Source organism: Pseudomonas sp. GM78, from assembly GCF_000282475.1.
Lineage (GTDB): Bacteria > Pseudomonadota > Gammaproteobacteria > Pseudomonadales > Pseudomonadaceae > Aquipseudomonas.
Window position 1 is genome coordinate 40,367 of the sequence record NZ_AKJF01000059.1, and the last position, 13,976, is coordinate 54,342.

Below are 13,976 nucleotides of genomic sequence, written 5' to 3' on the forward strand. Positions count from 1 at the left end.
TGGATCTGATTCTCAAAGCAACCCTGGGCGCGGCGGTGGTGGTGATCCTCGCCGCCCTGGCCAAGACGAAGAACTACTACATTGCCGGACTGGTGCCGCTGTTTCCGACCTTTGCGCTGATTGCGCATTACATCGTCGGCAAGGGCCGTTCGCTGGATGACTTGAAGACCACCATCGTGTTTGGCATGTGGTCGATCATTCCGTACTTCATCTACTTGGCGACCCTCTATGTGATGGTCGACCGCATGCGCCTCGAGGCATCGCTGGCCGTGGCGGCGGTGGCATGGTTGATCGCGGCGACGGCGCTGGTCAGTGTCTGGGTTCGCCTGCACGGCTGAGCAAAATCCCCTGAATGCCCGTGCGTTAAAGAAGGTTGTGTTCAGCCACGGGCTCAATCTGCGCCCAATGCGAAGTGTCCTCTCGATGGGCTCGCAGGTACGGCAATACGGCCGCCAGCAACGGCGCCTTGAACGCTTCCTGGAAACGATGCGCCAAGCCCGGTATCAACTTCAACTGGCTGCCTCGCAGATGCGCCGCCAGGTGTACGCCGTGCATCACCGGTAACAACGGGTCGGCCGTGCCATGCACCACCAGCGCCGGCACCCGCAGTTGGTTGAGCAATGCCACCCGGCTCGGCTCGGCCAAAATCGCCAGGATCTGCCGCTTGGCCCCCTCGGGATTGAAGGCCCGGTCATACGCCACGGCCGCCTGCTGCAGCAATGCCTGTCGATCGTCAGTCACCGCCGGACTGCCCAGTGCCGCCAGCAGGTCAGCCTGCTGTTCCAGTGCGACTTCACGGTTGGGTGCACCCCGACGCGCCAGCAATTGCAGCAGCGCCGCACTCGGCGCGGGCAAACCTTCGGCTCCCGAAGTGCTCATGATCAGGGTCAGGCTCTCGACCCGTTGTGGCGCCATCGCCGCCATGTGTTGGGCGATCATTCCACCCATGCTGGCGCCCAGCACATGGAATTGCTCGATGTGCAGTGCGCCCATCAGGCTCAGCCCGTCGTCCGCCATATCGGTCAATGAGTAGGGGGCCGAGACCGGCAACCCCAGCTTGTAGCGCAACACCTCAAACGTCAGGTTGGCCTCCACCGGGGCTTGCCGCCAGGTCGACAGGCCAACGTCGCGGTTGTCGTAGCGAATCACCCGAAACCCTTGCTGGCACAGCGCGACCACCACTTCGTCAGGCCAGTGAATCAACTGCCCACCCAGGCCCATCACCAGCAGCAACGCCGGGTCGGAGGCACGACCGATGCTCTGGTACGCCAGGCTTACCTGATCCAGGTCGACCCGTTCGGTCGCCACATTGACGTCACAGCGAGACGCCGAAAAAGAGGGAAAACCAAACAACAACGCGATCAACAAGACCGCTGTCGATAAAAATCGTGCACACATGAAAAACACCGAAACGCAGAACCCCAGTAGAGCGCGAGTCTGATGAAGTTTGTTCAAGCGCGCTGCCACAGTTGCATGACAGTTTCATGAATGCCGCTCAGTGGTCGGTGCGATAACTATGTAGTACCACAGGCAAAGGGGATTTTTTTTAAATGGCGCTTGATCAGGAGTGGACCCGCCGCTCCCTTTGGATGAGCCCCATCACCATGACCGAAAGACTGCTCCCTACCCTCCCCGCTCCCTCGCTAATCGACATGCCTGAGTTTTCAACGCTGCCAAACAACATCGATCAGAGCCTGCTGCAAAGCGCCTTGACCCGTTGGCAAGCCTGCCAGGAAAGTGTGCAGGCGCTGTTCACAGGCAAGCCGTTAAACGAAGACACCAATGCCTATTGGGATGCCCGCGCCCCCGGTACACCGCTGTCGCGCCGTGATCGGGCCACGCAGTTGTACCGCGGGCATATCGAAGCGACGGCTCAAGTGGCATTCGCCCTGGGAACCCTGAACGCCGAACAATTGAAACCGCTGTGGTTGGTTCTGGATTCCGGGACTGTGGGAGTGCGCCTGGACGATCAGCCGATCCACTGCGAACAGCTGGCGCTGAAGTTGAGCGACAACAGCATCCTGAAACTCCCGGCGGCCTGGGTGATCAGCGCGGGCAACCAGCAACCGGTCACGCAATTGCTGTATTTGCCCTCTCGACCGGTTGCCATCCAGGCCTTCAAAGAACGTCGCGACATGGAGCATTGGTTATCCACGCAATTACTCGCTCCGCCAGCGCTACCCAGCCATTACAGTTTTGAATACACGGGCAAGACCGGGTCGTTGACGACAGGCATCGAGGCGCTGTTTTCGCCCGCACTGCAAGCCCGCCCCGCCGAGGTGTTTGCCCCGGCGCCCACCCTTGAGGACCTGGAGCTGACCGAAGGCTTTGCCGATGAAGGTCAATCATCGCTGTTCGATAGCCTGGCTGCCGATATTCCACTGGCGTTGCGCAAGGCTTCGCTCGGCAAACAACGCGCGGCGCTGGAAACGCTGCTGGGTGAGGAACCGGACAGTGACCGTCAAAAGGCGCTCGACGACACACTCAAGGCGCTGGAAACCGCTGAGCTTGCTGCAGACACGGCCGCCTCCAACCTGGTTTACCGATCGCGCACGCTGGACCTGGAAACGTTCAATCGTGCTTTCAACGCGCTTTACCAGGCACACAAGGACGGATTGAAGGCCGAGGTTGAACTTCAACGCACGCTCAACCCGCTCGATAGCACGGAACTTGATTTGCTCAAGGTCTTGTTGGACCCGCCTGACGCCACCGAGCACGCCGCTGAGGTTGCCTTCGCCAGCCTGTCGTTGAGCATGAAAACAGACACTGGCGAAACCTTGGGCCAGGAGCTCAACGGGGTGTTTGTCATCGCCCGACCGCAAGCGCTGTCCGATCCAGGCTCAGCTGACAGTCTGCTGCTTTACTGGCCCGGCATCGGCGGCGGCTTGCAGCGATTCGCCAACCGCAAAGACCTGGAACAGCAGTTGTTGAAAATCCAGGGACAGGACCCCGTGCTGATCCTGCAACTGCAGGCCATCACCACTGATCCTTTGCTATACAGCCTCAATCAACAGACCCGCCTTTTCGAAGAACAGGCCGCGCAAATACGCCAGCGCTATCCTGACGACACCCAAGCGTCACAACGTGCGCAGCAACTGGAAAAGCTGCGCAGACAAACCCAGGCGTTGCTGCAGGTCCCGGTGAACCCAGCGAGAAGCCTGGCCCTCATGCACTTACAGGAACAACGCCTGAGTGCCTCGATGGTTGGCCGTCTTCCCACCTGGCTGGCCACCTTGGCAGCGCCCGATGGTGCCAGGCTCAAAAGCCTGACCAGCGCCTACATCCAGGCCATGCAGCGCAGCCATGAGCAACTGCAAACAACCCTGGTGCCCCGCGATGTGTTCACCCGTCGACACCTTCAAGCCCAGCTTCGCGAAGACTTCTCACTCAAAGGCGACTTTGACATCCAGTTGGACCTGCCCGACTCCGTCACGCTGCAAAAACAACTCTCCGACGGTGCAGCCCCCGGCACCCCGCAAAAACTGGTGGCAGTGCCCAGTACCACCAGAAGCAAGATGTCACTCCAGGAGCTGGCCCAACTCAATATCGACAACACGCCGTCGATGCAGCTTGAGCCCTTGTCCCTGCGCCTTGGCTTCATGCGCGTGGAAGTCACGACGGCGGACGACCGCGAACGCCAGGCCCTGACATCCGGCATCACCCCTGCCTACCTGCGCAAGACGCTGCCACAGCTGGACCTGCCCAAGGCCTACGAAAAGCTCATCTACGACACCTTCATGGGCGATCAAGGCGAACCGCTGTTTGTACGGGAGCATCGCCGGGAATGCCTGATCGAGCCTTGGCGCCTGACCCTCCAACTGCAAGGTGAGTGCGCGCGCCTGCAAAGGCAGATCAGCCTCGACGACCTGCAAGTGCTTAACACCGCCATCGACGCCACTACCGCGCAAGCCTGGCAAGCGGGCGGCAAGCGCATCGAGCTGCTGCCGGCCTACCTGAGCGCGGGCGGCACGGACACGCCCAATGAAGGCCCGGTGACGTTGTCCGGCGTGACGTTCATTCAGGAACAGGTCGGCGGCATGACGTTGTTGTACCTGCCGGACAGTCCCGATGGTCAGTCCCTGCGCCGCTACGACAGCCTCGAAGAAGCGCGCATGGCCCTGTTCAATCTGTGCCTGCGCAGCGAGATGGTCAGCTACCTGGCCGGTCGCGCTTTGCAGGGAGACGTGCGGGCGCATGAAAGCCGGATCAACCAGGCTGTCCTCAAACACTTCGACGCCATGATCGGTGTCGGGGTGCGCTGGCCGGCCATCACTTCGCTGGCCGCGCACCTGCTCAATACCCAGATGGGACGCCTGATCGAAGCCCATCGCGGCACATCGCGCTCCAACGCCGCGTTATTCCTGGAACGCAACGCGCTCAGCGGACCGAAAGCGTTGAACTACATAAAAATGGCCATGGGGCTTGTGCCCTTCGTTGGCGCAGGCATTGCCCTGCACGATGCCTGGAGCAGTGCCAATCGGGCCGTCGCAGCGCTGTTACGCGCTGACGTGGGTGAAGGCCTGACAGAGATAGAGTCGGTGCTATTGTCCCTGATCGATGCCGCCATGGACCTACTTCCCGCTGCCGTGGGCAGCAAATCCGCCACGGGTGCACGCGCGTTGACCCGTGCTCGTCAGCTGCGGGCGCTCGGCAAAGGCGCCCAGGCCTTGCCGCCGACCTCTAAATACCAGGCGCGGCACATCGCCGAACGCTTCGCCGGTTACGAGTATGAAAAACCGATCTCCCTCGCCTTGTTGCAACCGGTCGAGCACGGTGTCTATCGCAATGTCTACCGGCATGCCGATGGTGATTTCATCACCCGCCAGGGCCGCATCTTCCAGGTTGAACCGAGCACGGACTCACGCGGCTGGCGCCTGAGCGGCACCCATCAAAAAACCTACAAGCAACCCATCGCTCTCGATGAAGCAGGTCGCTGGGACACCTGGTTCGGTGTCTACGGGTCGACTTTCGAAGGCGGCGGGCTGGGTGGCGGTGGCGTGCTCGGGCATCTGGCGGACACCCTCGACCCGATCTGGCCGGTCGCCATTCGCGAACGATTGCCACGGTGGTGGGGCGATCGGGTGTTTCGCCATCAGCAAGCTTTGACTGCAGCCGCCGACAACTTTGCGCCGCAAGTCGATGCCCGGGTCCTGCGCACCGACGCAGCCCTGCAAGCGTACAACGATAGTTCCATAGCAGCCCGTCCGGCCCTGCTATCGGCCACCGAAGCAGCCTGCATCGGCGACATCAAACTGGTCAGCATGCAATATCAGACGCTGGCCGAACTGGCGCCACTGAGCCATGGCAACAAACTGCAAAAAATCAGGAGAATGCAAAGTCATGACGCACAGGTTATCGCCGACAGGCAAAAGCACCGTGTGTATTTTGCCAACCATCGGGCTGATCCGCTCGTGGATCGGATCGACGCTTTGGTCGACCAACTGGACAGACTACCGGACGATGCGCTCGCCCAACGCATTCAGACCCTGCACGACATCCGCAAGCTGCGCGAGGAACTCATCGGCCACCTGGAACAGATAGAAACGGCAATGCGCGATCTCAATCTATGGTACGAACGCATTACGGTCAGGGCCGACAGGGTAGAACTGACAGCCGACGTAACGATGTTGAACGGACGCCTCAGCGAAACCAATTTGCTTTACCTGAAAACCGGTCATCTGCTGGAAGCCGTCAACCGCTTCGACACGACAAAGGATCTCTCCTGGTTCGACCTGCAGGCCCAAGCGTATAACCTGCGCACCGAGGTCTACCGCGCAATGCTCGTCCAATACAGCCTGCCGGAGGTCACTGTCACCCGAGCCCAGCGCAATCAGATTCTTCAGGAGTGCCTTGAGCACTATTGGCAATTCCGGCGCGGCATGAATGCCTGGACCGCCAGCTATCCCCAGCACTTTCATCTCGACGCCGTAGCGCCCTTGCTGGAGGGTATCGAGAAAATGGCCGAACGGGCCCGCAAGACCATCGACCTGCCAGCCCCAGCCATGCCAGGCGGGCAACGCAGCAAGAAAGTTTTCACCACTGAAGACGACCACTTGCTGATCGGGGTGGAACGCTGGGAACCGACGACGCAGAAGCAGCAATACATCCTGACCGGTCGCGGCGGCGTCGAGGAAATATGGGAACAGGGTGCAAACGGCAAGTTTCGCTTGCTCAATCCACCCGCGCCGAGCGCTCGCCCCGCGCAAAGGGACCCGACTGCCATGATTGCAGACGCGCGTAACCGCCTGCAGGCGCAGCCCGCCTACCAGTCGAAGATACAAGCCTATGCAGCGCAGGACATGCTCCCGGTCGACCTGGAGCACATGATGGTCACCGAGGCCAGCGAACTGATGCGCCGGGCGCTCGATATCGAAGTCGTTGCCCCGCAGAGCACCGTCATCGAGCAACTGCGCAACAAGGCCACGGAACTGATTGCCATCGGACGGCAGATGCGCACGCGGCAGTCACTGCGCAGCAAAAACCCTACGGATGGAATGCTTGACGATCTGATCAGCCAAAACGCCGTGGAGATACGTAAAACCAGCCCGATCAAACGTCTGAATAAACGTTCTGACGGACGAACCGATTACCTGCAGGAATACGAAATCTGGGACCAGACCGAGGTCCCACCCAAGGTGTTGTGGTACGCCCATTTTCATTACACCAAGGCGGCACCTGCCTTCGCCGAGTTCGAAAAGGCGCACCTGAAGCTGCCGCAGTACCGCTATCTGACCCACGCCGATGATGCCGCCCTTCCCTATGCCGACATCGGCAAAAGGTCACCGGCATTGCGCCATTTCGAGCAACTTTGACAGGCAAGACGGGAGCGGTTGACCCACTCCCGTTTGCAATCTCAAGCCAGTTGGCTGCGCAGTTGTCGTGCCGCGGCAACCATGTTCACCAGGGCGGCCTCGGTTTCCGGCCACGCCCGGGTCTTCAAACCGCAATCGGGATTGACCCACAGCCGCTCGGCCGGGATCCGTTTCACGGCTTTGCTGATCAACTTGACCATCTCGGCGGTGTCCGGCACCCGTGGCGAGTGGATGTCGTAGACGCCCGGGCCGATGTCGTTCGGGTAATCGAAGGCTTCGAAGGCTTGCAGCAACTCCATGTCCGAGCGTGAGGTTTCGATGGTGATCACATCGGCATCCATCTTTGCGATGGCCTCGATCACATCGTTGAACTCGCTGTAGCACATGTGGGTGTGGATCTGGGTTTCATCGCGCACACCGCTGGCGCTCAAGCGGAACGCCTCTACCGCCCAGTCCAGATATTCCTGCCATTGCGCCCGACGCAGCGGCAGGCCTTCACGGAACGCCGCTTCGTCGATCTGCACGATCTTGATGCCGGCGGCTTCCAGGTCCAACACTTCATCGCGCAGGGCCAGGGCCAGTTGCTGCGCCTGGACTTTGCGCGACACATCTTCGCGGGGGAAAGACCACATCAGCATGGTCACAGGACCGGTGAGCATGCCTTTCATGACCTTGTCGGTCTGGCTCTGCGCATAGCTGATCCAGTTGACCGTCATGGCTTTGGGACGGCTCAGGTCGCCGTAGATGATCGCCGGTTTCACGCAACGCGAACCGTAACTCTGCACCCAGCCGAAGCGGGTGAAGGCATACCCATCAAGCTGCTCGGCGAAGTACTCGACCATGTCATTGCGCTCGGCTTCGCCGTGCACCAGCACGTCCAGACCCAGGCGCTCCTGAATCTGCACGGCGTGGCGGATTTCGTGGTGCATGGCATCGGTGTAATCGTTGGCCGACAGCTTGCCTTGCTTGAAGGCCTGGCGCGCCAGGCGAATCGAACCGGTCTGCGGAAAAGAACCGATGGTGGTGGTCGGGAACGCGGGCAACTTCAAGCGCGCTCGCTGCTGCTCGATGCGTTTGGCGAACGGCGAATGACGTTGGCTGTCGGCTGTGCCAATGGCATCGATGCGCGCTTGCACGTCGATTTTGTGGATGCGCGGCGATTCGGCGCGACTGGCGGCGATGGCGCGGCTTTCGGCCAGAGCGGCTTGCACCTTGGGCGCTTGCGGGTCGTTCAGGGCATCGCGCAGCACGGCGATTTCGCCACACTTTTGCACCGCGAACGCCAGCCAGCTTTTCAGTTCCGGGTCGAGCTTGTCTTCGCGCTCCAGGTCCACCGGGCTGTGCAGCAGCGAGCAGGAACTGCTGACCCACAGGTTGTCGCCAAAACGCTCCTGGGCAAATTGCAGTTGCGCCAGCACCGGTTCCAGCTCACAGCGCCAGACGTTGCGGCCGTTGACCAGACCCACCGAGAGGATCTTGTAGGTTGGCAGGCGATCGAGCACGTGCAGCAGTTGATCCGGCGCACGCACCGCATCGATGTGCAAGCCTTGCACCGGCAGGCCGACGGCCAGGCCGAGGTTGTCCTGCAGGCCGCTGAAGTAGGTGGCCAGGAGCTTTTTCAGCGGCGAGTACTGCAGGATGTGGTAGGCGCGCTCAAAGGCGTTTTTCCATTCCTGAGGCAAGTCGAGGGTCAGGATCGGTTCATCGATCTGTACCCACTCCACGCCTTGGGCAGCGAGGCGCACGAGGATTTCGTTGTAGACCGGCAGCAGGCGTTCCAACAGGTCGAGTTTGTCGAATTCCTCGCCTTTGACTTTGCCCAGCCACAGGTAAGTCAGCGGGCCGATGATCACCGGTTTGACGGTGTGACCCAATGCCTTGGCTTCGTCGACTTCATCGAACAGCTGTTCCCAGCTCAGCTTGAAATTTTGATCAGCGCTGAATTCCGGGACCAGGTAGTGGTAATTGGTGTCGAACCACTTGGTCAGTTCCTGGGCGTATTGCGCCTGGCCATGCTCAACACCGCAGCAGCTAGCCGTGGCGCCACGGGCCATGGCGAACAGCGTGTCGAGGGTTGGCAGGCCACACGCGTCCCGGGTGCCGTCGAAGCGTTCGGGGATCACGCCAAAGGCCAGGGAATGGGTCAGGACCTGGTCGTACCAGGCGAAGTCGCCGACCGGCAACAGGTCAATGCCGGCGTCTTTCTGCAATTGCCAATGGGTGGCGCGCAATTGGCGACCGACGCTTTTCAGCGCCTGCTGGTCAAGGTCGCCCTTCCAGTGGGATTCGAGGGCTTTTTTCAGTTCGCGGTCGGCACCGATGCGGGGAAAACCAAGGGTGTGGGCTACGGCCATGTCGAATTGCTCCTGGGTAAAAGATGGCGCTATTGTCGACATCCGACCCATCATGAGACAAACTCAACCTTTTCGTGTTGATCACAAGTTTTCCTCATGGAGCCCCCGGTGCTTGAAATCCGTCACCTGAAGACCCTGCACGCCTTGCGCGAAGCCGATAGCCTGGTCGATGCGGCCGACCGCCTGCACCTGACCCAGTCGGCGCTGTCCCATCAGTTCAAGGAGCTTGAGGAACGCATGGGCATGCCGTTGTTCGTGCGCAAGACCAAGCCGGTGCGTTTCACCAGCGCCGGCTTGCGCCTGCTGCAACTGGCCGATGCCACCTTGCCGCTGCTGCGCGCCGCCGAGCGCGACATCGCGCGACTGGCCGGCGGCACCGCCGGGCGCCTGCACATGGCCATCGAATGCCACAGTTGCTTCCAGTGGCTGATGCCGACCATCGACCAGTTCCGCGACGCCTGGCCGGAAGTCGAGCTGGACCTGGCTTCGGGCTTCTCGTTCGCCCCACTGCCCGCCCTGGCCCGTGGCGACCTGGACCTGGTGGTGACGTCCGACCCGGTGGAGTTGGTAGGGATCACCTACGTGCCGCTGTTTACCTATGAAGCGATGCTCGCGGTGGCAAACCAGCACCGCTTGGCCAGCAAGGCCTACATCGTCCCGCAGGACTTGCTCACCGAGACCCTGATCACCTACCCGGTGGAACGTGACCGGCTGGATATCTTCACGCGCTTTTTGGAACCTGCCGACGTCGAACCGGCCCAGGTCCGCACCTCGGAACTGACGGTGATGATGATGCAACTGGTGGCCAGCGGGCGCGGTGTGTGTGGCATGCCCCATTGGGCGTTGCATGAATACAGCTCACGGGGCTACGTGAAGGCCAAGCGTCTGGGCGAGAAAGGCTTGTTTGCGACGCTGTACGCGGCCATTCGCGCCGACATGCTCGATGCGCCGTACATGCGCGACTTTTTGCTGACGGCCAAGGACACGTCGTTTTCGACGCTGGATGGGGTCAGCGCCGTTCGTTAGGAGAACACATCCCCTGTGGGAGCGGGCTTGCCCGCGATAGCGGTATAACTGATACATCAATGTTGAATCTACCGCCGCCATCGCGGGCAAGCCCGCTCCCACAAGTAACCCAGTGATCTTTAGATTTCGCGCCACATGTGGATCTTGTCGAAGTATTGCTCCCCCACCCGCACCGCCATCGGCTCCCGGCCGAACTGGACGAAGCCGCAGCGCCGATAGAGGTTGAACGCCGCATCGTTACCGGCGGTGACGGTCAATTTGACCAGCCGCAGATGCGGGTGGGTCCGCGCCTCGGCCAGCACCGCTTGCACCAATTGATATCCAAGCCCACGCTGGCGCACGTTGGCGGACACGTACATGCCGAACAACGTCGCCTTGTGCCGGGCCTTTTCCCGGGGCTCGAAGGCCAGCCCGGCGATGCCCGCCAACCGGTCCTCGTCGAAAGCACCGAGCACTACTTCGAGCTTGCCGGTCAGGCGCGACTCCCACCAGCTCAAGGGCATTGCCGAGCGCTCGCGCACGCTGGAGGTGAACGCCTGGGGGTGCAGGTCACAGGCTTCCAGCGTCATCGCCCGATAGTCCAGCGCATGGCTGGCATCCAGCCGCTGAATCCACATGTTCAGGCCATCCGTTTTTGCTCGAGCATCAAGCGCAGCGCCAGCGCCGACAACACAAAACCCATGAAATAACGCTGCATCGCCAGCCAGGCCGGATTGCTGACAAACCATGAAGCGATGCCCGCCGCGAACAGGGCGATCATCAGATTCACGCAGAAACTGACGCTGATCTGGGTCAGGCCCAGCACGATACTTTGCGTGAACACCGAACCGTGCTCGGGGGTGATGAACTGCGGAAACACCGACAGGTAGAACACCGCAATCTTCGGGTTCAGGGCGCTGGTGAGAAAACCCATGGTGATCAGCTTGCGCGACGAATCCGGTGGCAATTGTTGGGCTTCGAACGGCGACCGCGCACCCGGCTTGACCGCCTGCCAGGCCAACCACAACAGGTACAGCGCACCGGCCCACTTCAACACTTCATAAGCCATCGGCACCGCCAGGAACACAGCGGTCAAACCGGCCGCCGCGGCGAATAGATGCACGAAGAACCCCGCGACCACGCCGAGCAACGATGTCACCCCGGCCTTGCGCCCCTGGCAGATCGAACGAGAGATCAGGTAAATCATGTTCGGCCCCGGCGTCAGCACCATCAACAATGCGGCAGCGGCGAAAATCAGCAGGTCCTGAAGCGGGATCATGGGCGAAGTCCTTTGCGTGAATGATCAGGCGGTCGCAGTCAGCGAAGCTCGATAAAACGGCAGGATCAGGTCCCGTGTCAATGGCGCCAGAACGACACCACCGTCGGTGTTCGGATCGATCCAGAGCACCTCTTCGATCTCGGCGGCCGGGGTGACGTCTGAATCAATGCCCAGCAGAAAAATCTCGGCTTTCACCACATGACCCGGCTCATTGGCGGCCGGCGCCGAGAACTGGCCGAGAAAGGTGGCATGCGCCGGGTCGATGACCAGCCCCAACTCTTCTTCCAGCTCACGGGCCAAAGCGTGGACCGGTTGTTCATGGGCTTCGATCTTGCCCCCCGGCTGCATGAACGCCTGGGTGCCGCGCTTGCGCACCAGCAGGGTACGGCCGTCGGGGCCGATCAACAGGGCGGCGGCGATGTGGATAAGTCCGGTGGGTTGGGCTGTAAACGTCGACATGAACAAAGGCCTTTGACTCAAAAGCGGCAAGGATCACATGTCCGCCACCGATGATCAAAGGCCCCGCACTGATCGTTCCCATGCTCCGCGTGGGAATGCAGCCAGGGACGCTCCGCGTCCCAAAATCAAGAGCCGAACGCAGAGCGTCCGTTGATGCATTCCTTTGCTGCGCATGGGAACGATCACTTAACGCGCAGGAATCAGCAATTCCCGAAGCCCGCTCGCATGCTCAACCCATTCTCCCGGCAACTTCAGCCGCCGATCATCCAGGTATCGATAATCCTGACGCGCCGCCGTCAACCGTTTCAGATCCAGTTCCACCGCAAACTGCCCCTCGTCACGCCCGGCCTCGAACAACAGCGTGCCCAAGGGATCGACCAACGCGCTGCCACCGGCGAACCACAACCCGCCATCCCCCGCGTCCACACGATTGACCATCAGCGCAAACGCCTGGTTTTCCTGGGCGCGGGCCATGATCGCGGTGCGGTGGGTCGGACCGTAGGGGTCCATATTGCCGTTGGTCACCAACAGCAACTCGGCACCCAGTTGCGCCAGGGCGCGGGCGGTTTCCGGGAACTCGATGTCGTAGCAGATCAGCAGGCCGACGCGCACCCCGTTCCACAGACAGGTGGCGTAGCGATCTCCAGCCTCATACACGCCACGATCCGACGCCCACAGGTGCGTCTTGCGGTATTTGAGCGCGATACCCTCGGGGGTGATCAGCAACGTGGTGTTGTAGAAGCGGCCGTTGTCGTTCTCGCTGGTGCCGATGACCACGGCGATATTGCGTTCACGGGCGGCGGCGACAATCGCGCTGACGGTCGGACCGTCCAGCGGCTCGGCGACCTCGGCCACGGACTCGGCAGAGGGGAAGCCCATCAGCTGGCTTTCCGGGAACATGATCAGTTGCGTGTCGGCAGCGCAGGCGTTAATCGCCGCCAGGGCGCGTTCGAGGTTGTAGGCCGTGTCGTTGTCACGGCCCGCCAATTGGGCGAGTTCGACTTTCATGAATAGTCCTTGTTCGGCGCACCGGAAAGATTGCCCGGTGGTTGTGTGTGAGCCAGTATGCGCAGCAAGCACGCGGCCTGAAATCACGCCGCTGGGGTAACACGATAGGGGTAGAGGCATGACACTCTCGCTGGACGACATCGCCTGGCACCGTTCGGTCGGGCAATTGATCGATGCCCTGGACAAGCCCAATTTCTGGACCCAGCTGGTGCGCCTGCTGGATCAATACGTGCCCTGCGACAGCTGGGTGGCCTTGCTGTTCAGCGCCGATCAGCACCCGCAAGTATTCGCCGAATGCCCAGGCATTGACGGCGGCCCCGACCCGCTGTTCCAGGATTACCTGCGCGGCCTGTACCTGCTCGATCCGTTCTACATCGCCTGCCGCGAGCAGTCGCGCAGCGGTTTGTATCGCCTGTCGGAAGTGGCGCCGGAGCATTTCGAACTCACCGAGTACTATCAACGATACTTTCGTGTAAATGTCGTGGCCGACGAAATACAGTTTAATTGCCAACTGGAGGGCGACCGCACGTTGTGCCTGTCACTGGGCAGCCAGCAACGCTTCAGCGCCCAGCAGATTGCCCTGCTTTCGCTGATCCAGCCGTGGGTGCTCGGATTGTTGCGCCAGCGCCTGCCCTACGAGATCAACCAAGGGGTGGCCCTTGCCCCAGTGCCGGTACAAGGTGACTGGCGAGTGCAACTGGAAGCCTCGGTGCAGCAACTCATGGGCGCGCAATTGACCGCGCGGGAGCTGGATGTCGGGCGCTTGATGCTCAGCGGCTGCTCCAGCAAGGAAATCGCCCGCAAACTGGAAATTTCCATCGAGACCGTGAAAGTCCATAAGAAACACATGTACAGCAAGCTGGGGATCAAGTCCCAGTCCGAGCTGTTTTCGATTTTTCTCCAGGCACAAAACGCCTGACATAGCGCTGAAATGCCTTTCTGTAGGAGCGAGCCTGCTCGCGAAAAACGCCAAGACAACGCGAGCATTCAGATAGCACGCGTTATCGTTGAAGACCATCGCGAGCAGGCTCGCTCCTACAGTGTTGTGCCTTTAGCCCG

10 protein-coding genes are annotated in these 13,976 nt (G+C 61.0%); 4 read left to right on the plus strand and 6 right to left on the minus strand.

The features are described 5' to 3' along the window. Nucleotides 1-8: 8 nt before the first annotated feature. Nucleotides 9-338, plus strand: a complete 330-nt coding sequence (locus PMI35_RS24440; RefSeq protein ID WP_177325069.1) for a GlpM family protein — start codon at nt 9-11, stop codon at nt 336-338. Nucleotides 339-363: 25 nt separating this feature from the next. Here PMI35_RS24440 and PMI35_RS24435 read toward each other — a convergent pair whose 3' ends face one another. Continuing rightward, a complete protein-coding gene (locus tag PMI35_RS24435) occupies nt 364-1,398 on the minus strand; it encodes an alpha/beta fold hydrolase (protein WP_008056649.1) in 1,035 nt (344 codons plus the stop codon). 254 nt (nt 1,399-1,652) lie between these two features. Between PMI35_RS24435 and PMI35_RS24430 the strand changes: the two genes are divergently transcribed. After that, nucleotides 1,653-6,812 carry a dermonecrotic toxin domain-containing protein gene (locus PMI35_RS24430; protein ID WP_238543149.1) on the plus strand — a complete coding sequence of 1,720 codons (5,160 nt, stop codon included), beginning with the start codon at nt 1,653-1,655 and terminating at the stop codon, nt 6,810-6,812. 41 nt (nt 6,813-6,853) lie between these two features. Here PMI35_RS24430 and metE read toward each other — a convergent pair whose 3' ends face one another. After that, complete coding sequence (gene metE / locus PMI35_RS24425; RefSeq protein WP_008056652.1) at nt 6,854-9,166, minus strand: 5-methyltetrahydropteroyltriglutamate--homocysteine S-methyltransferase; 2,313 nt, start codon at nt 9,164-9,166, stop codon at nt 6,854-6,856. Between the two features lie 108 nt (nt 9,167-9,274). On the opposite strand from metE, the gene metR reads away from it, so the two are divergent. Then, nucleotides 9,275-10,192, plus strand: a complete 918-nt coding sequence (gene metR, locus PMI35_RS24420; RefSeq protein WP_008056654.1) for a transcriptional regulator MetR — start codon at nt 9,275-9,277, stop codon at nt 10,190-10,192. Nucleotides 10,193-10,311: 119 nt separating this feature from the next. On the opposite strand, the gene PMI35_RS24415 is transcribed toward metR, so the two are convergent. The 4 genes from PMI35_RS24415 to PMI35_RS24400 form a co-directional block, all read right to left on the minus strand. Then, on the minus strand, nt 10,312-10,809 hold the full coding sequence (locus PMI35_RS24415) for a GNAT family N-acetyltransferase (protein ID WP_008056655.1): 498 nt from the start codon (nt 10,807-10,809) through the stop codon (nt 10,312-10,314). 2 nt (nt 10,810-10,811) lie between these two features. Then, nucleotides 10,812-11,450 (minus strand): LysE family translocator, encoded by a 639-nt coding sequence (locus PMI35_RS24410; RefSeq protein ID WP_008056656.1) that lies wholly within the window; start codon nt 11,448-11,450, stop codon nt 10,812-10,814. 24 nt (nt 11,451-11,474) lie between these two features. Next, nucleotides 11,475-11,909, minus strand: a complete 435-nt coding sequence (locus tag PMI35_RS24405) for an NUDIX hydrolase (RefSeq protein ID WP_008056657.1) — start codon at nt 11,907-11,909, stop codon at nt 11,475-11,477. Between the two features lie 186 nt (nt 11,910-12,095). Further along, nucleotides 12,096-12,917 carry a carbon-nitrogen hydrolase family protein gene (locus PMI35_RS24400; RefSeq protein WP_008056658.1) on the minus strand — a complete coding sequence of 274 codons (822 nt, stop codon included), beginning with the start codon at nt 12,915-12,917 and terminating at the stop codon, nt 12,096-12,098. Between the two features lie 118 nt (nt 12,918-13,035). Here PMI35_RS24400 and PMI35_RS24395 point away from each other — a divergent pair, with 118 nt between their 5' ends. Beyond that, entirely contained in the window at nt 13,036-13,836 is an 801-nt protein-coding gene (locus PMI35_RS24395) for a helix-turn-helix transcriptional regulator (RefSeq protein ID WP_008056659.1), read from the plus strand. The last annotated feature ends 140 nt before the right edge of the window (nt 13,837-13,976 follow it).